Origin of the sequence: Kaistia sp. 32K (assembly GCF_016629525.1) — a bacterium.
Taxonomy (GTDB): domain Bacteria; phylum Pseudomonadota; class Alphaproteobacteria; order Rhizobiales; family Kaistiaceae; genus Kaistia.
Genome location: NZ_AP024269.1, coordinates 596806 through 621237 on the forward strand (window position 1 = coordinate 596806; position 24432 = coordinate 621237).

Below are 24432 nucleotides of genomic sequence, written 5' to 3' on the forward strand. Positions count from 1 at the left end.
GTCAGGCGGGCAGGCAGCCGCGCAATTTGACGGCATCGAGGACGAGCCACGCGCCCGTCCGATACAGCCTGGCGATGAAGTCGGGATTGTCGGACCGGGCGATGAGGACGTTCGCAAGGCCGGCGTTGGCAACGATCGTGCCGCCCGAGCTGGCGATGATCTCCGCGGTCTCGGCGGCGTCGGCCCAGAGGGGGGCCACCACCGCGACCTCGGGCGTGCCGGCATCCGCCGTCATCGAGCCGAGGAAGATGGCCAGAACGCTCACGATCAGGAGCAGGCCGGCCGGAATGAAATCCCGCCAGCTTCCCCGCTCCGTCCGAGAATCGAGCTCTACGCGTGAAATTCGCTGCCCCCTGCGACTGCCCTGCCGCAAAGGCGCATAAAACCCGGTTCACGGTACGTTATCAAGGCGCATAGGGTCGCGGCGCTTTACCGAATGGGCGCGGGAGCATGTTTTGTAGGTGTTCACGCGCCGATTCGGCTCGACACTACGCAGTGCCGGTGGCCATGCCCGGGACGCGGCATTGACGCCCCCATTCGCATAAGCAGTCGCCAGCAACTGCCGCCCTCCGCTTCATTGTCCGAGCTCCAGGGAGCTCTCAAAGGTGCGGCGAGCCTGAACGACGTCGAATTTCTCGTCAGATATGCTATGGACCAGAATGAAATATTGATCACTTGGCCTATAAATTATTCTTGTGCTGGTTGATACGGCAGTTGAGTCCACATCTACGATGTATTCGAATTCCACCGAGTCTAATCCCTTGAACTTCGAGTGTTTCGGAAAAGTAAACCTCATTGTTTTTGCATTGTATATTGTTTTAAAGGCAATGTAAGCTAACTTTAGCGTACCTCCATCGCCGTTAGGGTTTTGAATTCCGGTGATCGAAATTAAGCCATCGGAGGATGTTAGAGAATATTCATGGTCGGATGTGGAATTGTATCCGTCTTCCGGAGATTTTGATATCTTGTAGTTTAGTGGAAGTGCAGATGCCAGGCTTCCGCGAATGCCTTTAAGTTCTCTGGTTTTTGGTATTGGTGACCATTTCTGAGTGTACAAAAGTTGAGAGCGCTCAAGTGATGAGTCAGATCCGGAAATCATCTGCGCGATGAGATCGTATGAAATTACTTTGGCACCATCCGAAAATTCGAAAGGCGAACCATCCGCTGCTGCCTTCAAAAAAGCATTTGTCTGACCGGTTAAATCGCCTGGCTCCAACCGAACAACGTTTTCCTCTGCGCTGCGAAGGCGCTCGGTTCTGGTCGGTTCAGAATTGCGGATACTTATCTCGGCGGCTTCCAGTAAAGACCTGTTGTATTCATCCATTGCGAAGATGAATTTCGGCATTTCGGCCTCAAATTCTGCAACTTTTGCCGGATCGCTCGTGAATTCAGTTGGAAACTCGTCCCAGAATTCCTTGTGGAGAGCCCGGTCTATATAGCTCGAACCGACGATCGGGATGATCTCTGCCTGGCGAGGCGAAAAACTGATCTCAGCGTCAGCCGCCGTTGTGAGGGCCAGCAGTATGAAGACGAAAAGCGATAGGTAGCGCATTGTGCACCTTGCATGCCATACGATCAGGCAAGCTTGGCTGAGTTGCGCACGCGCTGCAATCAGAGCGTGTCAGTAACCTTCATCGGCGCTGCCTAGTTCCCGAGCTTTGCACATCAGTCCCACGAAGACTGATTCTCGAGGGATCCGGATCGCTCTCTCTCTCTACAGGGACGATCCGGGTTGCATCTCAATCACCCCTTCACGGCGCCGACGGCGATGCCGTTGACGATCTGGCGCTGGAAGATGACGTAGAGGATCACGATCGGCGCGGCGGCGAGGCAAATGCCGGCGGCGAGCAGCGGTACGTTGGTGGTGTATTCGCCGCGCAACGCCGCGATGCCGACCATCAGCGTGCGCTGGTCCTGCAGCACCAGGAGCGAGATCAGCACGTCGTTCCAGCAGTAGAGCGTGTTCAGAATACCGAGCGTTACCAGCGCCGGCTTTCCCATCGGCAGCATGATGTGCCACCAGACCTTCAGGAGGCTGGCGCCGTCGATCTGTGCCGCCTCGAACAATTCGCGTGGCAGGCGGGCATAGAAGGCGGTCATCAGATAGACGCTGAACGGCAGGAAGAAGGCCGTATAGGCGATGATCAGGCCGGGGCGGCTGTCGATCAGGTTGAGGCCGATCATGGTGCGGTAGAACGGCACCAGCACGACCTGCACCGGGATCATGAGCGACACCAGGATGGTGATGAAGATCGCCTTGCGGCCGCGGAAGCGCAGGATGGCGAGCGCGAAGCCGGCCATCGAGGCGACGACGAGCAGCACCAGCACCGCGCCGACCGTGACGATGACGGAATTGGTGAAATATTCGGAGAGGCGCGACTGGTTCCAGGCCTGGGCGAAATTGGCGAAGGTCGGATCGGTGGTCAGGCCGAACCGGTCCAGCACATAGCCTTTTCGCGTCTTCAGCGCCGCGTTGACGGCGAAGAAGACGGGATAGACGGCCGAGAGCGCCAAAAGCGCCATCGGGATCGAGATCAGCCAGAGGATGCGCTTCTCGCGGGTCTGGACGGCGGCCATGGCGGGCTCCTCAGATGCTGGCGTTGCGGGACATGATCCGGATCTGGATGGCGGCGAGGCCACCCATCATCAGGAACAGCACCATCGAGATCGCGCTGGCATAGCCCGGGCGGTTCATCCGGCCCTGTTCGAGCCAGATCAGGAATTCCGGCAGGATGGTCGAGGTGCCGGGGCCGCCGGCCGTCAGCACATAGATCAGGCCGAACATCGCGGTCAGCATGCCGATCGTCGTCACCACGGCGGCGAATTCGATGATCGGGCGGATCGACGGGATGACGATGTACCACCAGGTCTGGGTCAGCTTGGCGCCGTCGAGCTTGGCCGCCTCCAGCATGTCGGAGGGCACGGTCGAGAGGCCGGCGAGGAAGATCAGGAGGCTCATGCCGAAGGTCGACCATAGCTGCACGGCGATCAGGCTGAACAGCGCCGTCGACGAATTGCCGAGCCAGTCGACGGCCGAGAAGCCGAGCGCCTTCAGGAACATGTTGAAGGAGCCGTCATAGCGCAGCAGCACGTTGAAGATGGCGCCGACGATGACGGAGGAGAGCACGGCCGGGAAGAAATAGACGGCGCGGTAGAGCTTGCCGCCCGGCACGCCCTGGTGGATCAGGATGGCGAGCACCAGCGGCAGGCCGATCCAGATCGGCAGCGTCGCCAGCAGGATCAGCATGTTGACGAGGCTGTCGAGGAATACCGGGTCGCTGGCGATGCCGATGTAGTTGTCGAAGCCGACGAAGCGCGGCGCCGACATGCCGTCATAATCGGTGAAGGAATAGCCGAAGCCCCAGATCAGCGGCACGATGCGGAAGACGACGACCAGCGCTAAGGCCGGCAGCACGAACAGATAGGCGAAGCGCTCGACGCTGCGGCTGCCGGGATCCGCATGCGCCGCGGCGGCGGCCTTGCGGCGCTTGGTGTCCGTTGCGGTCAGGATCTCGGTCATGCGCGGGGCCTTCTGGCTATCAGAATGGAGGAGGTTCCGGGCGAGCGCGATCTCGTCCGGACCATCGTCGTGGGGCTCGCGGAGCGACCCGGCAGTCCACTCCCGTCATCCCCGCGAAGGCGGGGATCCATGCAGCCGGGTTCCGGGAGATTCGCGGGATCGGTCTCGGCTGAATGGATCCCGGGTCAAGCCCGGGATGACGGCGAGCGTGTGGCTGTACTCTGCGGCTTCGGGGCCGAAGGCTACTTCTTCTTGGCCTGGGCCTGGACTTCGTCGAGGCGGGCAACGGCCTTGTCGACCGTGGTCTCGCCGGTGAACAGCATCTGGCTCTGGCGATGCCATTCCTCGGTCTCGGCCGTCGAGGTGTTGTTGTGCAGCAGCGCCGCGCCGTTCGAGAGCGAGCCGAGCACGACCTTGGCCGACGGGCTTTCGACCTTCGAGGTGTCGACGGCGGTATCCGATGGCACCGCGCCGGCGGCCTCGAAGAAGATCTGCATCGCCGGTGTGTCGGCGAAGCTCTTGGCGAGCGCGATGGCGAGGTCCTGGTTCGGCGAGAACTTGGTCACGCCGTAGCCGATGCCGCCGGCGAGCGGCATGAGTAGCGTCTCGTTCACGCTGGCCGTCACCGGCGGCATGACGAAGACGCCGACATTCTGCGGCTCGAGGAACTCGTCGAATTCCTTCCAGTGCGCCACGTCCGAGAGCAGGCCGATGGTGTTGGCGTTCTCCGAGCGCTCGAAGCTCTGGTATTCGTCCATGAACTTGGCGGTCGAGTTGGCGCCCTCGGCGTACCAGCCGTCCTTCTGGGTATCGACCCAGGCCTGGACGATCGCCTTGATCTCAGGGCTCGACCACTTCAGGTCGCCGGCGGTCCAGGCGGCCTGTTGCGCCGGCGTCAGCGCGTTGGCGGCGGCGGAGGAATAGAAGAAGTCGGCGCCGTAGCCTTCCTTGTTGCCGAGCGCGAAGCAGGTCGTGCCGGCGGCCTTCAGCGCCTCGCAGACCGCCTTGAGCTCGGCCCATGTCTTCGGCGTCTTCTCCGGATCGAGGCCGGCCTTCTTGTAGAGTTCCTTGTTGTAGTAGACCGCGAGGCCCTGGATCGAGATCGGCACGGCATAGACGCTGCCGTCGGGGCCGGCGAACTCGTCCCAGCCGGCGACGCGCGTCCTGATGTCGGCGACCTTGTCGTCGAGCTTGGTCAGCGCGGCGATGCGTTCCTTCGCCTGCGAGCCGCCATGCACCAGCACGACATCCGGCCCCTTGCTGGCGGCGATCGCCGTGCCGAGCAGCGTGTAATACTGGTCGTGCGGCTGCATGACGTATTTGATCGTCACGCCGGGATGCGCGGCCTCGAAGTCGGCCTTCACCTTGTCGTAATACGCCGTCGTCGTCGGATCGCCGGACTTCCAGTCCCAGACCGTCAGCGTGACGTTCTCGGCGCTGGCGATCGACATGGCGCCGATGGTGACGGCCAGCGTGCCGGCGAGCCTCGTGCCGAGGCGCAGAAGCGTTTTCGTCGTCTTCAATAGAGGTCTCCTCCCTCGCTTATCGTTCCCCTTGCCCGCTGCCGGCGAGCGCGGCGGCGGGGATTGTCGGCTTGCGGCTGGCCTAGTGCGGCAGGCGCGTGTTCACCGGTCCCGGCGGCAGGGCGTCGTTCGCCAGCACCTCGGGCACAGCCCATTCGCTGCGCGCGGCCTCCGACAGCACCAGGCCGTGGCCGGGGCGGTCATGCGCTTGGATCCAGCCGTCGCGGATCTCGAACGGCGTCTCGACTAGATGATCGAAATTCTGGAACGAGTATTCCAGCCATTCGACCTCCGGCAGCGCGATCGCCATGTTGACGCCGATCTCGAGGAACGAATTGCCGAGGCTGACAGGAATGCCGTGCTCGGCGGCGAGCCAGCCGATGCGCATCACCTCGGAGACGAAGCCGTGCACGTTGATCATGTCGGTGCCGCGCGCCTCGATCAGCTGGCGCTTGCCGTGCGCGTCGAAATATTCGCCCGAATTGACCAGCGTGAACGGGCAGCCGGCCCGGATCATCTTCAGGCCCTCGAAATCGTAGCGCAGGCAGGGATCCTCGATCCACAGGATGTCGAAGCCGGCATCCCGGATCTTGTTCATGTTGCGGACGGTCTGCTGCGGCGACCAGCCCTCGTTGGCGTCGATCATGATCGCTTCGGGCTTGCCCACGGTCTTCACCAGCAGGTCGAGGCGGTGCAGGTCGCGCTCGATGTCGGGATGGCCGACCTTGATCTTGAACGCCCGGTAGCCGATCGACGCGGCGTGATCGAACAGCGCGCAGAAATCATCGTCGGAGAGGTGGAAATCGAGGCCGCTGGCATAGGCCTTGACCCGCGTCTTGCTGCCGCCGAGCAGCTTCCAGAGCGGCATGTCGAGTTTCTTGGCGGCGAGGTCCCAGAGCGCCTGGTCGACGCCTTCGCCGAAGGGCAGCGACGCGCCACGGATGTTGCCGCCGCGCGGCCGGCGCACGCGATGCACGAGCGCCGCCGGCGCCTGGCCCTCAAGGCCCGGCCAGATCTCGGCGCGAAAGATCCGCTCGATCTCGGCCTGCGCCGGCAGCGGGTTGAACAGCGTGGCGAGGAAGCCGAGACCGACCATGCCGTTGTCGGCGATCAACTCGATCGTCGCGACATGCGCATGCGCGATGCGGACCTGGCTGTCGCCGATCACACGGTCGCGGGCGAACTGGAAACGGACAATTCGGAAATCCACGATACGCATGCTATGCTCGCTTAATCGATCAAGAGTGAGAGTTGATATGTCACGTAAGCGATCTGATAGATCAGATCTCCTTCCTTCGCAAGATGCCGGCGCGACCGAACCGACGGAGCGCGAGAGCGATTCCGTCACCGTGTCGCTGAGCGAGGTCGCCTATGAGCGCATCCTCGACATGCTGTTCGGACGCGAGCTGCCGGCCGGCGCCTTCGTCTCGCAGAACGATTTGGTGAAGCTGATCGGCGTGCCGGTGGCGCCGCTGCGCGATGCGCTGCGCGTGCTGCAGACGGAGGGATTGCTGACGATCCATCCCCGTTCCGGCATTCGCTTCCTGAAGGCGGATTTCGAGCTGGCGCGGAACACCTACCAGCTGCGCGGCATTCTCGAGCGGCCGGCGGTGCGGGTGTTCGCCGAGACCGCCTCGATGGAAGTCCTGGACGCGCTGATCGCCCGGCACGAGCGCGGCATCGCGGCGCTGGAGCGCGACGGCTTCACGCCGGCGATCGCGCCCGAGATGATCGACATCGACGCGGTGCTGCATTTCGAGATCATCGGCGCGCTCGGCAATCCGCTGATCGGATCGACCTATCGCCGCGTCCACAATTACCTGCGGCTGATCCGGCTCGACCGGACGCTGACCACGCCGATCGTCATGCGCACTTTGCGCGAGCACATGGTGCTGCTCGAGGCCTGCAAGGCCCGCGACGCCGACGCCGCCGAGGCGGCGCTGCAGGCGCATTTCTCCAACGCGCTGCAGCGGACGCTCGGGATTTTTTGAGGTCTTTGGCCGGGGGCTTGGTGCGTGCTTCGAGACGCCCGCTTTGCGGGCTCCTCAGCATGTTGGGAATTTGAGGGCCAAGAGACCCTCACCAGACCCTCACTCCAACCCTCTCCCGCAAGCGGGAGAGGGGGCTGACCGCGGCCAGCCTCTCTGTCGACACCACACGGGCGGAAAGCCCTCTACCGCTCGCGGGAGAGGGTGGGGTGAGGGACTTGCTTCTCGCTCCGCGACTAGCTCGTCTTGGTCACCCAGCCGAGCACGTTCTTCCACAGCCGCGCATAGCCCGGCCATTCGACGAAGCTGTTCGGCAGCCAGTGCGGGCCAATGTCGGACGTCCAGGCGACGCTGCGGCCCTCGCCATAGCTGCCCGTGACGAGGAGCGGGTGGCCGCCGTCGGAATCGGGCAGCCGCGCCAGCAGCTCGACGCCCGGCCGGTCCTTGAGCTTGACCTCGTTGGCGCCGAGCAGGATCGGCCATTCGCCGTCGAGCCCGGCGAGGATCGGATGCGAGCGATCGCCGGTGATCTCGGCGCGAAAGCCTTCCGGCACCTCAATGCGGTCGTCATGGGGCAGGCAGTCGACCGGCAGCGCCTGCTCGACCGCCGTGCGGGCCCAGCGCCCGCGTCCGTCGATGCCCTGGAAGGTCAGGTAGCCGCCGATCATGACGAGGCCGCCGCCCTTTTCCGTCCATTCGCGCAGCAGCTTGACGCGGTTCGGCACCGGCTTGCCGTGCAGCCAGACGTCGGGATGCAGCAGGATCGAATTGGAGCCGATGTCGGAGAGGATGACCGCGTCATAGGCGTCGAGCCCCTCCAGCGTGAAGGGGAGGTCGGTCGGCGCCTGATGCGCCTGCATGTAGGTCAGCTCGAACTCGCTGTCCTTCAGCGCCTTCACCAGCGGCTCGGCGCCGAGATGGAAGGTGACGCTGCCGAACTGGTCGAAACCCTTGTAGTGCGTGGCGCTCGACATCCAGCTTTCGCCGACGAGCAGTACTTTCTTCCTGGCCATTTTCTTCCCTTGAGATGCCGCTCTCAGATACGTGGCGGCTTGACGGATTCGCGGATGATCAGCTCGACCGGCAGGATCTCGGTATCCGGCCTGCGGATTTCCCCCTTGATCAGGCTGAGCACGCGTTCGACCGCCAGCCGCCCCATGGCGGCGACCGGCTGGCGGATGGCGGTAAGCGGCGGATCGAACAGGTCGAGCGGGCCGGCGTCGTCGAAGGCGACGACCGAGATGTCGGGGCCGACCTTGACCCCGCGCTGCTTGAAAACGGCGAGCATGCCGAGCACGATCTCGTCGGAGGCGGCGAAGACCGCCGTCGGCGGCTGGTCGAGCGCGAGGAGCCGGTCCGCCGCCTCGCGGCCATGCGCCGAGGAGTACTGGCCGGTGAGCTCGGCCGCGATGGTCACGTTCAGCCCGGATTCGGCGATGGCGCGGCGAAAGCCGGCGACGCGGTTTCGGCTGCTCGAAAGCCCGGCCGGTCCGCCGACATAGGCGAGATTGCGATGCCCGGCCTCGATCAGATGGGTGGTGGCGAGAAAGCCGCCCTGTTCGCTGTCGGCCATGATGGTCGGCGCGATCGTGCCGTCGACGTCGTCGTCGACGAGGACGACCGTGCCTGCCGCTTGCAGCGCCCGCGTCAGCGCCGGATCGTCGCCATTGTTGGTGATGAAGAGCAGGCCGTCGACATAGCGCCGCGACAGGCGGCTCAGATAGTCGAGCTCGCGCTCGGTCCGGCTCAGCGTCGGGCAGAGGACAAGGCCGAGCCCGAATTCCGACGCCGCCCGTTCGACCGCGGCGGCGAGATGGGCGAAATAGGGATTGGAGATATCCGGCACGACGAGGCCGATGGTCTCGGAGCGGCCGAGGCTCAGGCTGCGCGCATGCGGATTGGGCTGGTAGCTCAGGGCGGCGATGGCGGCGTCGATGCGGTCCGTCGTCGCCTTGGGCAGCTTGATCGAGTGGTTGAGATAGCGCGATACGGTGGCGATCGAGAGGCCGCACGCTTCCGCGACATCCTTCAGCGTCGCAATCTTCCGGCCCGTCGCGTCTTTCTTTTCGATCATCGCATTCCTTCTCGATGACGATGGCTGGCATACCTCAGCATGCGCGGTGCCGACGCCCCAATTCGCAGGATGAAATAATTCTGACCTGCAAAGCAACCTGCGGATGCGACATCGACCTCGAAATGTCGAAAAGCGATAGAGCGCCTATGTCTTTCGGGGGAGCCGCCTTGCCTCCCCGTGATGGGGCCGCGATAGACTGGACCCGGATTCTGGATGTCTGTCGCAGGAGTATAGCGTGAATTCACCCGATCGGTTCCGTCCGGACGCCGCCATCGGCCTTCGTTGCGAGGCGCTGCTCGAAACGGTCGAGCCGGCGCTCAACGCCGAGGTCGCGGCAAGGCTGGCGGAGCCTCGCCCGCCGGAGGATGGCCTCGTCCTTTCGGCCGATGTCGCCGCCGAGCTGGTCGCGCGGCATAACCTCGCCGATATCCGCGAGCTGATGCTGCTGCTGGTGCCGTTCGCGCGCAACGTGGCGCGGCCGCCGATCTCGAATTTCACCATCGGCGCGGTGGCGCTGGAGCGCGAGACCGGCGCGCTCCTCCTCGGCGGCAATGTCGAATTCCCCGGCGCCAATCTCGGCGAAGCAATTCATGGCGAACAGTTCCTGTCGGCGCGCGCGTTTTCACGCGGCACGTCGATCGCGGCGATCGCGCTCGAGGCCGCGCCGCCCTGCGGCCATTGCCGCCAGTTCCTGGCCGAGTTCAGGGGCGGACTGGACGTCGATATCATCACCATGCAGGGACACCGGATCCCGCTCCGCGACCTGCTGCCCTGGGCCTTCTCGCCCGCCGATCTCGGCGAGGCGGGCGTGACGCCGCTGGCTCCGGGCTCGGTCCGACAGTCATTGGCAGTCGTGCGCTCGGAGATCGCGGAGATCCCGGCCCTAGAGCAGGCGCTCGTCGCCGCCGGCCAGTTCGCCTATGTGCCCTATGGCCGAGCGCCGTCCGCCGTGGCGCTTCGGCTCGTCGACGGCAGCGTCATCACTGGCGCGGCGCTGGAGAACGTCGCCTTCAATCCGAGCCTCGGCCCGTTGCAGGTGGCGCTGGTCAATCTGATCGCCGCCGGCCGCGCCTATGACGAGATCGAGCTGGCCGTGCTCGGCGGGGTGGAGAAGGGGGCCGTCGACTATTCCCGCGACCTGCCGAACCTGCTGGCGACGGTGGCGCCAAAGGCGAGCTTCAAGCGGGTGGTCTGGGAAGTGGCGTGACGGGGGCTTCCCTTGGAACCCTCCCCTTGAGGGAGGGTCAAAACCGCCTCGGCGGTTTTGGGGAGGGGGCTTTTGAGGGGTGGCCAGCCGGACCACGTTGCCCCTTACCTCTCTCAGGGAGAGGTGAAGAAAAGGGTGTTCCCTGGACCCTCCTTCGAGGCCCGGCTTCGCCGGGCACCTCAGGATGATGGTCGAGTTTCGGGAAGGGGGCTCTTGTCATGCAGAGCCCCCGAGGCAGGTCGATCTGCCGGTCGCCCCTCCCTCAAGGGGAGGGTTCAAGGGGAGGCAACCCTCTCCCGCGAGCGGGCGAGGGTTTAGGGAAGCAATTACGCCGCGACGCCTTCGCCGAAGGCGGGGATCGTCGAGGCGATCTTGTCGCCGGTGAAGTTGGCGACCCAGCCATCCGGCGAGATGAACAGGCGGATGCAGGTGAAGTTCGGCTCCGGGCCCATGTCGAACCAGTGCAGCGTGCCGGCCGGCACCGACAAGAGGTCGTCGCGGGTGCAGACCACCTGGTAGACCTTGTCGCCGAGATGCAGGTAGAACGCGCCCGATCCCTCGACGAAGAAGCGGACCTCGTCCTCGTCATGCGTGTGCTCGTCGAGGAACTTGGTGCGGATCGTCTGCTTGTTGGGATTGTCCGGCGTGATGCGCATCACGTCGATCGTCTTGTAGCCTTCGGCGGCCGAAAGCCGGTCGATCTCCGGCTTGTAGGCGGCGAGAATGTCCTCATGGCTGGCATCGGCGGCGAGCTCGGCGCCAGCCTTCCAGCGCTCGAACAGCACGCCGACCTTGTTGAGCTCGGCGGCGATCTCGGCCGGATCGGACGTGACGGTGACGGGGTTGGCCGGATCCTTGTCCGGATAGATGGTCAGCGTGGTCATGGCGTGAACCTCCTGTAGGAAAGCTCGAATTCGAACAGCGTTTCGAGCGCTTCAAGATGACGGGCGGCATCGCCTTCGGTGGCGCCCCATGCATAGACACCGTGTCCGGCCAAGAGATAGCCGGGCGCGGGAATAGCCCACTGGCGGGTCGTCGGCTGCGCCAGGCGCGCCTCGACCCGGCCGGACAGGGCCGGGATGTCCTGATCATTGGCGAAGACGGGCACTTCGACAATTGCTTCATGCGTCCGCACACCGGCGAGCGCCTTCTGCAGCTCCCAGCCGGTCAGCGTCAGCGTGCCTTCGTGAAGCGCCAGCCGCGACAGCACGGTCGCCGCCGGGCTGTGGACGTGGAAGATTGCGCCGAGTTCCGGCCGTTGCCGGTAGAGCGCGGTGTGCAGCTCCGCCTCGGCCGAGGAACCCGGCAGGAGCGGCTGGTCGAGCGGCTGGATCAGGATGTCGGACGCGACGAGGTTGCCCTTGTCGACGCCCGAGCGGGTGATCGCGATCCGGTCGGCATCGATGCGGACGGAGAAATTGCCCGATGTCGCCGGCACCCAGTGGCGCAGCGACGCGTTGCGGCCGGCGGCGATGACGCCCGCGACCGCCTTCGCCACGATATCAGCCGTGTCCGGCGCGCCGGTTTCGGTCTTCAGGGGAATCGTCTGCGCCAACCGCGCAACCTCCGTCAAAAAAGCGTCCCGGAACGGGTCCGGGCGCCACCATACTAGCTAAACCACGCGCGGGCGCGCGCGGGAGATCAAATTTCCCAATCCGGGCCCATGAAAGAGAAAATCCTTCGTTCCGCCAGCGTAAGCCGTCGCGCTATCAGAATTATATTGCAACTTCGCAGTCGAATTACAGCGCGTTCTCGGGTCGCAGCCCCGACCGGACGGAACACAGGGAGAGTTTAGCATGAAGCGTTTCGCATTCGGTCTTGCCGGCGCGGGCCTGCTGGCCACCAGCCTGCTCGGCGCCCCCGCCTATGGCGAAGGCATTGCCGGCGCCCCCGCTCCGTTCGACAAGGGCGGCGTCAAGGTGGCGCTGGTCACCTTCATCTCGGCCGGCGATTTCTTCCAGTCCTACCAGGCCGGCGCCGAGAAGCAGGCCAAGGCCCTCGGCATCGACCTGCAGATCTTCCCGGGTCGCCAGGACGCCGCCCAGCAGCGCGAGCAGATCGAGCAGGCGATCAATCTCGGCGTCAAGGGCATCATCATCGATCACGGCCAGCCGGAAGCGCTGAAGGACGTCGCGCAGAAGGCGCTCGACGCCGGCATCAAGGTCGTCGCCTTCGACGTCGATCTCGGCAATCCCGCGATTCCCCAGGTCGAGCAGTCGGATCACGAACTGGCCAAGACCGCGTTGGAGCAGGCGATCGCCGACAACGGCAAGTCGTTCAACGCCGGCTATGTCTATGTCGCCGGCTTCGCGCCGCTCGACCGCCGCAACGAGGTTTGGGAAGAGACGAAGAAGGCCAATCCGGGCATCGTCGAGAAGGCGCGCTGGGGCGCGGTGAACGACACCACCGCCGCCTCGACCGCCGACCAGACCAAGGCCGCCTTCCAGGCCAATCCCGACATCACCGTCGTGTTCGCGCCCTATGACGAGTTCGCCCGCGGCGTGAAGCTCGCGACCGACGAGCTCGGCATCTCCGACAAGGTGAAGATCTATTCGGCCGACGTCTCGACCGCCGATATCACCGAGATCGCCGCCGAGGGCAGCCCGTGGGTCGCCACCGTCGCCACCAACCCGGCCGTCGTCGGCGAGGTTTCGGTGCGCGCCGTCGCCAAGCTGATCGCCGGCGAGGATCCCGGCCACAATATCGTTGTGAAGCCCGTGCTGATCACGCAAAAGGATCTGCGCGACAACGGCATCAAGACGGTGGAAGATCTCGACGCGAAGCTGCCGGCTTTCGGCAAGAGCGACGCGGCGAGCGCCAGCTGGATCCCCGTCGCGACGCAGTAGACGCAATGGAGCGAGATGCATGAGCCTGCCCATACGCAGCATGTTCGGCAAAGCGGCCCTCGGGGCCGCTTTCGTCGTCATGGCCCTCTCGACCGCGGAGGCGGTCGAGCCGGTCCTGATCTCCTACGAGGCGGCGCCCTCGGCGGGGTATGACCTGCCGAAGCTCGGCGAGGCGCCCTATGCGGTGCGCTCCGCCTTCGCCACGCAGGCGCTGGCCGGGATCGTCCCGAAGATCGCCGACGCCGTCGGCGTCGAAGACGCCAAGATGGTCAGCGAGGTGACGCCCGGCGGCTACCTGCTGAAGACCAACGCCTCGCTGCAGACCATGGCCGATCTCGACGACGCGGCGGCCGATCGCTTCGCCGCCGCGCTCGGCTATGTCTTCCGCCAGGAAAGCGTGCTGGTCTCGCGCCTCGACGACCCCTCGGGCCAGACCGACTTCGTCACGGTGACCTATCCGCGCGACAAGCTCGATTCGACCGTCGCACAGGCCTTCTTCGAGAAGGCGGCGTCGGTCGATCAGGGCCTCGGCGGCGGCTACACGGTGTTCGGCGATGACCAGATCTTCCTGAACGTCACTGATGGCGACGGCAAGCCCTATAGCGGCCTCGACCACGATGCCTTCCTCGCCGGCCTCAGCAAGGCGGCGGCGGAGTTCGGCCCCCTGAAGCCGACCGTCACCAACAACGGCAAGGCGGTCGCCCGCTTCGTCGGCAACGACTGGAAGGCCCAGCCGGACGGCGCGGCCTATATCGAGCGCCTCGGCGGCAAGGATTCCGATCTCGTCAAGAAGCTCGAGACAATCGAGGCCGACTATGCCGTCCTCGTCGACGCCGCCGCCACGCGCTACGGTTGGAAATGACGCTAGAGCGTTTTCGAACGACGCGGATACCGGTTCGCGTGAAGAAAACGCGAGAAGACAAATAGTTAGAGCGCGCGGTCCCGTCCGCGCGCCCTCCCAGACTGAATGAGCAGGTTCGATGTCGCTTCATACTCCCGACGGCTACCAGGCCCTCGACAACCACTCCGTCCGGACCTTCCTGGCTGGCCTTCCGGAGATCCGCTCGAAGCTCGGCGGCGCGCCGGAGCGCTGGACGGTCGAGGAGGTCGGCGACGGCAATCTGAACCTCGTCTTCCTCGTCGACGGGCCGGATGGCTCGGTCTGCGTGAAGCAGTCGCTTCCCTATGTGCGCGCCGCCGGCGAGAGCTGGCCGCTGCCGCTCGACCGCGCCTTTTTCGAGCAGTCCTACTACCGGGCGATCGAGCCGCATGTCGAAGGGCTGGTTCCGCGCTTCTACTATTATGAGCCCAAGCTCTACGCCTTCGTGATGGAGAAGCTCTCGCCGCACATCATCCTGCGGCGCGGCCTGATCGAGGGGAAGCGCTATCCGCAGGCTGCCGCGCATGTCGGCGATTTCGCCGCCCGCTCGACCTTCGCCACCTCCGATTTCGGCGCCACCATCGAGGCGAAGGCGGAGCTGACCGCCCGCTTCGCCAAGAACACCTCGCTGATCCGCATCACCGCCGAGGTGGTGTTCTCCGATCCGCTGAGCCCGTCGCCGCGCAACCGCTGGACCAGCCCGGAGCTCGATGGCCTCGCGGCGCGCTTCCGCTCCGATTCCGTGCTGAAGGCAGCGGTCGCCCATTTCGGCTGGCGCTTCCTGACCGAGGGACAGGCGCTGATCCATGGCGATCTGCACACCGGCTCGGTCATGGTCACCGAGACCGACACTCGCGTCATGGATCCCGAATTCTCCTTCGTCGGGCCGATCGGCTTCGATGTTGGCGCCTTCCTCGCCAATCTCGTCATGAACTATCTGGCGCAGCCCGGCCACGCGACGGCGGCGGACGACCGGCGCGAGCAGGCCGACTGGGTGCTCGACCAGGTGCCGGTGTTCTGGAACGCCTTCAAGACGCGCTTCCTGTCGCTCTGGGAGACCAGTGCCCGCGGCGACGCCTATCCCGCCACCATGTTCGGCAATCCCGCCGACGCCACCGTGCTCGCGGCGGCGCGCGAGGTCTTCCTCGACCGGATCTTCGCCGACGCGGTCGGCTATGCCGGCGTCAAGACGATCCGCCGTATCCTCGGCTTCGCCCACAATGCGGATTTCGAGCGGATCGCCGATCCGGCCCGCCGCGCGCCGCTGGAGACGAAGGCCATCGAGCTCGCGCGCGCCTTCCTGCTCGAGCCGGCAAGCTTCCGCACGCCGGAAGACATCGTCGCCGCCGCGAAGGCGATCTGAGGCAAGTTGGCGGGGCGCTCAGGCCCCGCTGCCCTCGGGGGCCGGTGCGCGCGCCGCCATCGCCTTGGCGCGCAGCTCCGCGACATGCGGGTCGATGAATGTCGATCGGTAGTGGAGCCGGTAGCGAAGCCGGCGCCAGTGCTTCGGCCGCAGGGTCAAGAGGCCGAACACGGTCCGTCGGAAGGTCTTGAACTGCCAGCCGCGCTTCGGCTTCGGAATATCGGCGCCGGACACCTCGCGATAGGCGTCGAAGACGTCCGCCAGCGGCGAGCGCTTGTTGCTCCACGGCTTGTCGGGGCCGGGATAGTGGATGATGCGCGGGATCATCTTCGGGAAGCGGGTGTATTCGCGCGCGAAGAAGTTGAACTTGCGGTCGATGTAGCGAACACGGTCCCGGGCGACGAGGTTGATCGCCGTCTGGTCCGGAAACTCCAGCCCGGGCCGGTCGAGCAGTAGCGCGATCGCCTGCTCCGCGATCCGCTCGGCGCGCCAGAGGGCGAGGTTCATGACCAGGACGCCGGAGTTGATGTACTGGTCGGCCCGGAGCCCGATGTCCGCCAGGAACGCCGGCGTCATCAGCCCGTCGAGCGCGCCGGCGACGAGATCCTCGCCGAGATCGAGCTGCCAGAGCTCCGAAATGTCCGAATTCACCACGGCGTCGCCGTCGATATAGATGGCCTTGTCGTGTTCGGCGAGAAGATCGGGAATGAAGAGCCGCGCATACATGGCGGGCGACCAGTTCACGCTCTTCGGCAGCTGGGCCAGAAAAGCGGGATCGACACCGACGATCTGGCAGGAAATGCCATGGTCGGCGCAGAATGCCGAAAGCTTCTTGCGCCCGTCCGGACTGATGCCGGCGTCAATCACATAGAAGCGGGCGTTCCGGTTGTTGATCCATGCCGAGTAAATGAGCATCATCATGCCTGGGACGAACTTGGTGTCGCCTGCGCTGACGATGATCATTTTAGGTCAGTCCGATATCCCGATATTTCGTTGACGGTCGTCGATGCAAAGCCAGCCGGTACGGCGACAGGGCCTGAAGGCGCCCTGACTGTCCGGTGCATGGATTGGTTGCATAGCGGATCGCTGCGACCGGAACCAGCGCTGTTCGAGCGGCCGGTGCACCGGTTTACGTCAAGAAAACGTGAGGGAAGGTCGCCGCTCCGCCCGCGCCTCGACGCAGGGGAAGCGGGCGCCCGGACTACCGCTTCTTCTTGCCTAACCCGAAGGTCAGCGCCAGCGCGCCGACGAGGACGACGCCCTTGACGAAGTCCTGCGTGTAATAGGGCGCGTTCAGCATGGTGAGGCCGTTCAGAAGCACGCCGACGAAGATCGCGCCGAGCACGGTGCCGAGCACATGCGGGCGGCGCTTGTCGAGCACGGCGAAGCCGATCAGCGCGGCGGCGACGGAATCGAGCAGCAGCGAATTGCCGGCCGAGACGTCGCCGCGGCCGACGCGCGAGGCGACGATCAGCCCGCCGAGCGAGGCGAGCGTGCCGGAGATGACATAGGCCCAGAGGCGATACGCCTTGGTCGGCGCGCCGGCGAGATGCGCCGCCGTCTCGTTGCCGCCGATCGCGTAGAACACGCGGCCCCAGCGCGTCCGCTCCATCAGGAACCAGGCGAGGATGGCGACGACAGCCATGACGATGACGGGGTAGGGCACCGTGTCGAACAGCCGCCCCCGACCGAGAATGAGGAAGGCCGGATCATAGGCGCCGGGCGCCGTTGTGCCGTTCGGCAGGGTCATGCCGGCGGTGATCGAGCGGCCGCCGGTCGGGATCAGCTGCAATCCGGCGAGCAGGAACATGGTCGAGAGCGTCGCCAAGAGGTCGGGCACGCCGACGCGCACGATCAAGAGGCCGTTGACGAGGCCGATGAAGGCGCCCATCAGCAGCACGAGGCCGAGCGTCTCGACGGCGTTCATCTGCAGGACGACCATGGCGTAGCTCGCCGCCATCACCGAGGAGGCGGCGACGCTGCCGACGGAGAGATCGAAGCCGCCGGCCGACATGGTGATCGAGACGCCGACGCCGAGGATGGCGACGACCGAGACCGCCTGCAGGATGGAGAACAGGTTGGCCGAGTTGATGAAGGCGGGCTGGGCGTACCAGAAGCCGACCAGCATCAGCGCCAGGAGCACGAAGAGCGCATATTTGCGCCCCGTCTCCGCGAAGGTCGAGGCCGGCTTCGACGGGGATGCAGCGTGGTCGGTCATGGTGTCTGTCCTGTGCCGTCGGCCCGGGTCTCGGCGCTTTCGACGCTGCCGATGACGGCGGCGAGGCCGCCCTCCTGGCTGCCGTCGGCCTGGTAAAGGGAGTGGTCGCGCATGACGAGGATGCGGTCGGCAACCTCGAGCGCCTCTTCCGTGTCGCTGGTGGCGATCAGCGTCGCCGAGCCGGACTGGCTGTTGCGGATGGCGGCGATCAGATCGGCGCGGGCGCCGACATCGACGCCCTGGAACGGCTCGTCGAGCAGCAGCAGCCGGCAGGGCGCCGCCTGCCAGCGCGCCAGCACCACCTTCTGCTGGTTGCCGCCGGAAAGCTGGTCGAGCGTGTCGTCGGGACTGCGCGCCTTGATGCCGAGCCGGCCGATCGCCTCCGAGGCGACGAGGCGCTCGCGTGTTTCGCGCAACAGGCCGAGCGGGAACCAGCGCGGCAGATGCGGCAGCGCGATGGTGCCGGCGATCGAGGCGCCGGGGATTTCGGGCGGTAGCAGCGACGAGGCCCAGCGGTCCTCCGCCACCATGAACACGCCGTTGTCGATCGAACGGGCCGGGCCGTTCGAGAGCCAGGGCTTGCCGTCGAGCGTGAACGAACCCTCGGCCAGCGGCTCCAGCCCGAACAGGGCGCGCAGCAGCCTACTCTTGCCCGAGCCGAGGGTGCCGGTGATGGCGACGACCTCGCCGGAGCGAAGCTCGAGATCGAAGGGCCGTGCCCCGGGGATCAGCCGCGCCTTGCGGATCGAGGCGAGGACCGGCTGCGTCGAAACCGTCGCGGCATGCGCGCCGGCGTCCAGCGTGCGCCCGATCATGGCGGCGATCGCGGCGGAAAAATCGATCGGCCGCGCGAAGGAGGCGACGACCTTGCCGCCGCGCAGCACGACGGCGCGGTCGGCGATCGCCGCGAGATCGCCGGTCCGGTGCGAGATGTAGAGGATGGCGATGCCGCTCTCTTTCAGCCGGCGCAGCACGGCGAAGAGCCGCTCCGCCTCGGTCGCCGAGAGGCTCGAGGTCGGCTCGTCGAGGATCAGCACCGACGCCCTGGCCGCGACGGCGCGGGCGATCGCGATCAGCTGGCGTTCGGCCGGGCGGAGATCGATGAAGTCGCGGTCGAGCGGCAGGTCGAGGTCGATCAGCGCCGCGATTTCCTTCGCGCGCTTGCGGGTGGAGCGCGGCGAGACGAAGAAGCTGCCGGTGCCGCAGAGCTCGTTCAGCGTCAAATTCTCGGCGACCGTCAGCCCCGCCGCGCCGGCCTGGTCGGTCGCCTGGTGCACGGTGGCGACGCCAGCCGCCTGCGCCCCGGCCGGGGAGGCGAAGGAGACCGCCTTGCCGTTCAGGAGGATGGTGCCGCTGTCGGCGGTGATCGAGCCGGAGAGGATCTTGACCAGCGTCGACTTGCCGGCGCCGTTCGCCCCCATCAGCGCCACGATCTCGCCAGCCTTGACCTCGAGATCCGCGCCGGCGAGCGCCCGGGTCGGGCCGAAGGATTTTTCGATGGCCCTGACGGAGACGACGATGTTGGCGGGGGAGGTGGTCAAGGCGGCTCGGTTCGGGACTGGACGTTGACGGGCTCAGGCGGAATTCCCTCCCACTTGTGGGGAGGGTCAGGGAGGGGGTACCGGCTCGGTTTCTACAGAGAGCCGCCACCCCTGGCGTTCATTCTTCGGCTTCGGCGCTGGTACCCCCACCCCGACCCTCCCCGCAAGGGGGAGGGGGAAGTGAGGCGCAGCTCACCCCTCATACTCCATGATGGCGAGGCCGGCATTGTAATCGGTCGAATAGATGATGCCGTTGGCGTCGACGAAGAGATCGGCCGACTGGATCACGCGCGGACGATTGCCCCGCTTGTCGACCATGCGCTCGGGCGCCGCCGGCACCAGCGCGCCGGTTTCCTTCGGCTCATAGGGGTTCGAGATGTCGAACACGCGCACGCCGGCGTTCTGGTAGGTGGTGAAAACAAGCGTGTCGGAGACAAAACTGCCCGGCCGGTTCTCATGCAGATTGTGCGGGCCGAAATGGCCGCCCTTGGCGGTGTAGTCGGCCTCGGCCGGCGTCGGCAGCGTGGAGATCGAGATCGGGTTCGCCTTGTCCCTGATGTCGAAGATCCAGGTCCGCTTGCGCCCGTCTTCCTCGTGGTCGAGCACGGCCTCGTCGGCGACGACTAGGAGGTCGCGCTTCGGCAAGGGCAGGGCGGAATGCGTGCCGCCACCAAACGGCGGCGACCAGTTCCTGTGCGTGATCAGTTTCGGCGATGACTTGTCGGCGATGTCGAGGATGGTGAGGCCGCCGTCGCGCCAGCAGGCATAGGCCGTGTCGCCCTCGACCAGGCCGTGATGCAGCGCATAGCGCCGGCCGTCGCCCCAGGTGGGCTGCTCGCCGCCGGCGAGATGCATGCCGGGGATCCACCAGCGGCCGGCCTCGACCGGCTTGGTCGGGTCCTGCAGGTCGACGATCAGGAAGATGTAGTCGCTGTAGCCGTCGAGGAGCGCCGAGACATAGGCGTAGCGGCCGCCGACATACCAGATGCGATGGATGCCGACGCCGTCGACCGGGAAGAAGCCGATCTGGCGCGGCGCCGTTGGCTTGGAGATGTCGTAGATCGCCATGCCGGCCGACCAATTGCGCGACACCTTGCCGGCGGCGGTGCCGACCGTCTCGCCGACCGATTTCGTGTAGTAGACCTTCTCGTCGACGGCGAAGGCGGCGTCGGCGAACAGGTCGCGCGCATGGATGACGAGTAGCAGATCGTCATGCGTCTGCAGGTGGATCGTCCAGGTGTTCGGCGGCGCCGGCACGAACACGGTCTCGCCCGGGTTCTTCGGATCGCGCACGTCGATGATGGAAAAGCCCTGCGACCAGGGATGCGCCACATAGGCGAAGCCGCGATGCACCATGAGCTGCAGCGCGTCCGGCCGCCCGCCCTGGTCGGAATGGCCGATCAGGCGAATGTTTCTGGCATAGTCGGGCGTCGGCAGCGTCATGGTCTTTTCTTCATTTTGGCAGAAGCCGAAATCACGCGTGAAACCCTCCCCTTGAGGGAGGGTCAAATCCGCCTTGGCGGATTTGGGGAGGGGATAGCTTCGGCGAGCCGAAGCGTTCCCACCCCCATGTCGCAAGCAACCCCTCCCCAAAACCGCTTCGCGGTTTTGACCCTCCCTCAAGGGGAGGGTTCGGGCAGAGCGTGCCGAGTTCTTACTTCGAAGCCGGGATCCAGTCGGCCTTGGCGGCGTCGCTGTCCTTGAAGGCCGGGAACTTGTCCTGCAGTTCCTCGATCGTCTTGATGTTGTTGTCGACGAGGTCCTTCTTGGTGACGAGCGTCGGCTGGATCAGCACCGAGCGGCCCGGGTCCTGGCCGGCGATCAGCTGCGCCAGCGCGCGCACCGAGACCTCGCCGACGACGGCTGGGTTGGTGGCGGCGGTGGCGACCCAGGGGCTGTTCGGCTCGAGCATGGCCTGGATGTCCGAGGTCGAGATGTCGACGCCGTAGATCTTGACCTTGTCGGCGACGCCGGCCTCGTCGATCGCGAGCTTCACGCCGCGGGCGAATTCGTCCCAGGGGGTGAAGACGACGGAGAGCGTCGGGTTGGCGGCGAGCACGGCCTTGGTCTGGTCGGCGACGGAAGCCGGGACGCTGTCGTTGACGACGCCCCAGGTCGCGACTTCCTTGATGCCCGGATACTTCTTCTCGAAATCCTTCCAGACGGCATAGCGGCGGTCGAGCGGCGCGAAGCCGGCGACGTAGACGGCGCCGCCGTCGAAGGTCTCGCCCTGTTCCTTGACCGCCTGCTCGAGCACGAGGCGCGCCATGTCGGCGTCGGACTGCTCGATCTGCGGGATCTTGGCGTTGTCGAGGTTGACGTCATAGGCGACGACCGGGATGCCGGCGTCGAGCGCCGCCTGGGCGACGTCCTTCAGGGCTTCCGGCTGGCCGTTGTTGATGACGATGCCTTTGACGCCGAGATTGACCGCCTGCTGGATCAGCTCGCGCTGGGCGTTGATGTCGTTGCGCGCCTGCGAGACGTTGGCGTCGATACCGAGCGCCTCGGCCTGGCGCTTCACGCCGGCCTCGAACGCCTGCAGCCAGTCGCCCGAGCCGAGGAAGCTGATGACGGCTATCTTGACGCCGCCCTTGTCGAACGGCGCCGGCGCGCCGGCGATGCCCTCGGCGTAAGCGCCGGATGACAGCGCCGTCAGACCGGCGGCGAGCGCCAGCGAAAGAAGTTTCTTGCCCATATCCCAAACCCCCGTTTGATGGCCCGAAATTGTGCGCCGGCATCTGTGCTCGCTGGAGCTGCCGCCACGATTGTTGCCAAGCTAGCGTTCTACTGTGGGGCATAAAGGAACAGCATTTCAATTCAAGCCATAATTCGGGACATTTGTTGCTGAATGCCATTCGGTCGATGCCGGCGTGGCGGTCCACTTTGACGCGCGATGGCAGGCGTGACTTTCGACGGGATCGCCACCAGAATTCACCGGTTGGACAGGGCGCGCCAGGGCGGCGCATCGCAGGGAACGAAGACAAAGAATGACCAGGCTCACCCGCTTCTCCGTCGCGCCGCTCGCGACGATGACCCGCCATCTCGCCGACGTCGCCTCCGGCCGCGCCGCGCCCGACCTCGTCATCAAGGGCGCGCGCGTCCTCTCGACCTATTCGGAGCGCATCCTGCCGGAGCGCGAGATCTGGATCGCCGGTGGCCGCATCGCGGCAGTGAAGCCCTCCGGCACGCACAAGGGCGGCGCGAAGGCGATCTATGACGCGAAGGGCGGCATCATCGCGCCGGGCCTCGTCGACCCGCACATCCATATCGAATCCTCGATGGTGACGGCCTGCGCCTATGCCGAGGCAGCGCTTTTGAACGGCACGACGACGATCTTCTGCGACAGCCACGAGATCGGCAACGTCATGGACGTCGCCGGCGTCGAGGCGATGCTGGAAGATGCGCGCGTCGCGCCGCTGTCGATCTTCCTGACGGTTCCCTCGACCGTGCCGGCGACGTCGCCGGAGCTGGAGACGGCCGGCGGCGACCTGACGCCGGACAAGATCGCTGCCTTGTTCGACAAATGGCCGGAAGCCGTCGCGCTCGGCGAGAAGATGGATTTTGTCCCCGTCGCCATGGGCGACGAGCGCAGCCACGCGATCATCGCGGCGGCGCTGTCGCGCGGGCGGCCGGTTTCGGGCCATGTCTATGGCCGCAAGTTCGTGGCGGCCTATGCGGCGAGCGGCGTCACCGACACGCATGAGGCGATCGACCGCGACATCGCCGACGACATGCTGGAGGCCGGCATCTGGCTGTTCCTGCGCGGCGGCCCGCCGACGACGCCGTGGCATTCGCTCCCGCAGGCGATCAAGACCATCACCGAGCTCGGTTCCTCGCACAAGCGCGTCGCCGTCTGCACCGACGACCGCGACGCCGACGATTTGATGCATTTCGGCCTCGACTGGGTGGTGCGCGAGGCGGTCAAGGCCGGCATGTCGCCGCAACAGGCGTGGTCGATGGGCTCGCTGCATGGCGCCACCCGCTTCGGCCAGGAAAACGAGATCGGCGGCATGGGCGGCGGCCGCCGCGCCGACCTCGTGCTGATGAGCGACGATCTCGACCCGCAATCGACCTGGTATGGCGGCGAGCTGGTCGTCGACGGCGCCAAGATCACGCCGCTGCTCGATGCGGCGCTTTCCGATCGCTACCAGTATCCGAAGGCCGCGTATCAGACGGTCAAGCTGCCGAAGGGGCTGAAGCTGACGCCGGAGCTGCCGTCCGGCCCCGGCACGCTGCACGCGATCCGCACCGAGCTTCCCGGCATCACGCTCGGCCACGAGACATTCGAGATCGAGGCGGCGAACGACTGGCAGACCCTGTTCGAGCGGCACGGCCTCTGCTTCGTCACCGTCGTCGAGCGGCACGGCAAGTCGGCCGGTAATGTCGCGCATGGCGTCCTGTCGAATTTCAGCCTGCTGCGCGGCGCCGTCGCCTCGTCGGTCGGCCATGACAGCCACAACATCATCGTCGCCGGCACCAACGAGCCGGACATGCAACTGGCGCTCGACACGGTCGCCGAAACCCAGGGCGGCGTCTGCGTCGTCGCCGACGGCAAGGTGCTGGCGAAGATCGACCTGCCGATCGCCGGCCTGCTTTCGGACAAGCGTGTCACCGAAGTGGCCGAGGAGACGCGGGCGCTGAAGGTCGAGTGGGAGAAGGCCGGCTGCTCGATCCCCTATATGGGCTTCAACCTGATCCCGCTCTCGGTCATCCCGGAGATCCGCATCACCGACAAGGGCCTGGTGCTGGTGCCGGAAATGGCGATCCAGACGATGTTCGAGCCGGCCTGAGGCCAAACGAAAACGCCCCGGCACGCGGTGCCGGGGCGTTTTATCCGGTTCGCCCGTCCGGGATGTCGGAGGACATCCTTTCAGGGAGCGATCCCGCTTCGCGAGCCTAGCCCACCGGGACGGGATGGCTGGTCGCCGGCGCCGCAGCGATGCGGTCGAGCTTCTCGCGCTTGGCGAGGACAGGCGTTTCGTAGGTCTTCTTGGCCATGGTCGTTCTCCTTGCGGGCCTGCCCAGAAGCTCTCGGGCCTCCGGGCCTGGCGCTCATTTCAATGGATGGTGGCGTTCGAAATCGCCGGCAGGGACGCCGGCGACGGCGACTAGGGCGGCGGCGGGCTCACGGGACGCGAGCCGGCGGCCCCGGCTGCGATGCGGTCGAGCTTCTCGCGCTTGACGAGAGCAGGCGCCTCGTAGGTCTTCTTGGTCATCGGAGATGTCCTTCAGGCTAGCCCCGATGCTCCTGGCATGCGGGCATGGCGTTGCT

22 protein-coding genes are annotated in these 24432 nt (G+C 65.8%); 6 read left to right on the forward strand and 16 right to left on the reverse strand.

The window, feature by feature from the left end; genetic code table 11:
* Nucleotide 1: 1 nt before the first annotated feature.
* The 6 genes from K32_RS02575 to K32_RS02600 all read right to left on the reverse strand — a co-directional run bounded on the left by K32_RS02575 (nt 2) and on the right by K32_RS02600 (nt 6262).
* Nucleotides 2–265, reverse strand: a complete 264-nt coding sequence (locus tag K32_RS02575; RefSeq protein ID WP_201402519.1) for a hypothetical protein — start codon at nt 263–265, stop codon at nt 2–4.
* A gap of 309 nt (nt 266–574) precedes the next feature.
* Nucleotides 575–1552 carry a hypothetical protein gene (locus tag K32_RS02580; protein WP_201402520.1) on the reverse strand — a complete coding sequence of 326 codons (978 nt, stop codon included), beginning with the start codon at nt 1550–1552 and terminating at the stop codon, nt 575–577.
* A gap of 191 nt (nt 1553–1743) precedes the next feature.
* The gene (locus K32_RS02585) at nt 1744–2577 is read right to left on the reverse strand and encodes a carbohydrate ABC transporter permease (protein WP_201402521.1); all 834 of its coding nucleotides are present in this window, start codon (nt 2575–2577) and stop codon (nt 1744–1746) included.
* A gap of 10 nt (nt 2578–2587) precedes the next feature.
* Nucleotides 2588–3520 (reverse strand): carbohydrate ABC transporter permease, encoded by a 933-nt coding sequence (locus K32_RS02590; protein ID WP_201402522.1) that lies wholly within the window; start codon nt 3518–3520, stop codon nt 2588–2590.
* A 242-nt stretch (nt 3521–3762) separates the two neighbouring features.
* The gene (locus tag K32_RS02595; RefSeq protein WP_201402523.1) at nt 3763–5043 is read right to left on the reverse strand and encodes an ABC transporter substrate-binding protein; all 1281 of its coding nucleotides are present in this window, start codon (nt 5041–5043) and stop codon (nt 3763–3765) included.
* A gap of 82 nt (nt 5044–5125) precedes the next feature.
* On the reverse strand, nt 5126–6262 hold the full coding sequence (locus tag K32_RS02600) for a mandelate racemase/muconate lactonizing enzyme family protein (protein WP_201402524.1): 1137 nt from the start codon (nt 6260–6262) through the stop codon (nt 5126–5128).
* A gap of 130 nt (nt 6263–6392) precedes the next feature.
* Between K32_RS02600 and K32_RS02605 the strand changes: the two genes are divergently transcribed.
* Nucleotides 6393–7034, forward strand: a complete 642-nt coding sequence (locus tag K32_RS02605; RefSeq protein ID WP_244669802.1) for a GntR family transcriptional regulator — start codon at nt 6393–6395, stop codon at nt 7032–7034.
* Between the two features lie 233 nt (nt 7035–7267).
* Here K32_RS02605 and K32_RS02610 read toward each other — a convergent pair whose 3' ends face one another.
* Nucleotides 7268–8044: a glutamine amidotransferase gene (locus tag K32_RS02610; protein WP_201402526.1), complete on the reverse strand. Its 777-nt coding sequence runs from the start codon at nt 8042–8044 to the stop codon at nt 7268–7270.
* A gap of 23 nt (nt 8045–8067) precedes the next feature.
* Nucleotides 8068–9105: a LacI family DNA-binding transcriptional regulator gene (locus tag K32_RS02615; protein ID WP_201402527.1), complete on the reverse strand. Its 1038-nt coding sequence runs from the start codon at nt 9103–9105 to the stop codon at nt 8068–8070.
* Nucleotides 9106–9340: 235 nt separating this feature from the next.
* Between K32_RS02615 and cdd the strand changes: the two genes are divergently transcribed.
* Nucleotides 9341–10312 carry a cytidine deaminase gene (gene cdd / locus K32_RS02620; RefSeq protein ID WP_201402528.1) on the forward strand — a complete coding sequence of 324 codons (972 nt, stop codon included), beginning with the start codon at nt 9341–9343 and terminating at the stop codon, nt 10310–10312.
* Nucleotides 10313–10638: 326 nt separating this feature from the next.
* On the opposite strand, the gene K32_RS02625 is transcribed toward cdd, so the two are convergent.
* Nucleotides 10639–11196 carry an acireductone dioxygenase gene (locus tag K32_RS02625; RefSeq protein ID WP_201402529.1) on the reverse strand — a complete coding sequence of 186 codons (558 nt, stop codon included), beginning with the start codon at nt 11194–11196 and terminating at the stop codon, nt 10639–10641.
* Nucleotides 11193–11867: a methylthioribulose 1-phosphate dehydratase gene (mtnB, locus tag K32_RS02630; RefSeq protein WP_244669803.1), complete on the reverse strand. Its 675-nt coding sequence runs from the start codon at nt 11865–11867 to the stop codon at nt 11193–11195. Before mtnB ends, K32_RS02625 begins: the two co-directional genes overlap by 4 nt.
* A 241-nt stretch (nt 11868–12108) precedes the next feature.
* On the opposite strand from mtnB, the gene K32_RS02635 reads away from it, so the two are divergent.
* The 3 genes from K32_RS02635 to mtnK all read left to right on the forward strand — a co-directional run bounded on the left by K32_RS02635 (nt 12109) and on the right by mtnK (nt 15401).
* On the forward strand, nt 12109–13158 hold the full coding sequence (locus tag K32_RS02635; protein ID WP_201402530.1) for a substrate-binding domain-containing protein: 1050 nt from the start codon (nt 12109–12111) through the stop codon (nt 13156–13158).
* A 19-nt stretch (nt 13159–13177) separates the two neighbouring features.
* Entirely contained in the window at nt 13178–14020 is an 843-nt protein-coding gene (locus K32_RS02640) for a hypothetical protein (RefSeq protein ID WP_201402531.1), read from the forward strand.
* A gap of 118 nt (nt 14021–14138) precedes the next feature.
* Complete coding sequence (gene mtnK, locus K32_RS02645) at nt 14139–15401, forward strand: S-methyl-5-thioribose kinase (protein WP_201402532.1); 1263 nt, start codon at nt 14139–14141, stop codon at nt 15399–15401.
* Nucleotides 15402–15419: 18 nt separating this feature from the next.
* Here the strand turns inward: mtnK and K32_RS02650 are convergent, their stop codons facing one another.
* The 5 genes from K32_RS02650 to K32_RS02670 all read right to left on the reverse strand — a co-directional run bounded on the left by K32_RS02650 (nt 15420) and on the right by K32_RS02670 (nt 21855).
* On the reverse strand, nt 15420–16364 hold the full coding sequence (locus K32_RS02650; RefSeq protein ID WP_201402533.1) for a glycosyltransferase family 8 protein: 945 nt from the start codon (nt 16362–16364) through the stop codon (nt 15420–15422).
* 238 nt (nt 16365–16602) lie between these two features.
* Nucleotides 16603–17619: an ABC transporter permease gene (locus K32_RS02655; protein WP_201402534.1), complete on the reverse strand. Its 1017-nt coding sequence runs from the start codon at nt 17617–17619 to the stop codon at nt 16603–16605.
* Nucleotides 17616–19160 carry a sugar ABC transporter ATP-binding protein gene (locus K32_RS02660; protein WP_201402535.1) on the reverse strand — a complete coding sequence of 515 codons (1545 nt, stop codon included), beginning with the start codon at nt 19158–19160 and terminating at the stop codon, nt 17616–17618. The genes K32_RS02655 and K32_RS02660 overlap by 4 nt, the downstream gene beginning before the upstream one ends.
* Nucleotides 19161–19352: 192 nt before the next feature.
* Nucleotides 19353–20603: an LVIVD repeat-containing protein gene (locus K32_RS02665; protein ID WP_201402536.1), complete on the reverse strand. Its 1251-nt coding sequence runs from the start codon at nt 20601–20603 to the stop codon at nt 19353–19355.
* Between the two features lie 211 nt (nt 20604–20814).
* Nucleotides 20815–21855: a substrate-binding domain-containing protein gene (locus K32_RS02670; protein WP_201402537.1), complete on the reverse strand. Its 1041-nt coding sequence runs from the start codon at nt 21853–21855 to the stop codon at nt 20815–20817.
* A gap of 292 nt (nt 21856–22147) precedes the next feature.
* Here K32_RS02670 and K32_RS02675 point away from each other — a divergent pair, with 292 nt between their 5' ends.
* Nucleotides 22148–23950, forward strand: a complete 1803-nt coding sequence (locus tag K32_RS02675; protein ID WP_201402538.1) for an adenine deaminase — start codon at nt 22148–22150, stop codon at nt 23948–23950.
* A 318-nt stretch (nt 23951–24268) separates the two neighbouring features.
* Here K32_RS02675 and K32_RS02680 read toward each other — a convergent pair whose 3' ends face one another.
* The gene (locus tag K32_RS02680; RefSeq protein WP_201402539.1) at nt 24269–24376 is read right to left on the reverse strand and encodes a putative RiPP precursor; all 108 of its coding nucleotides are present in this window, start codon (nt 24374–24376) and stop codon (nt 24269–24271) included.
* Between the last annotated feature and the right edge of the window lie 56 nt (nt 24377–24432).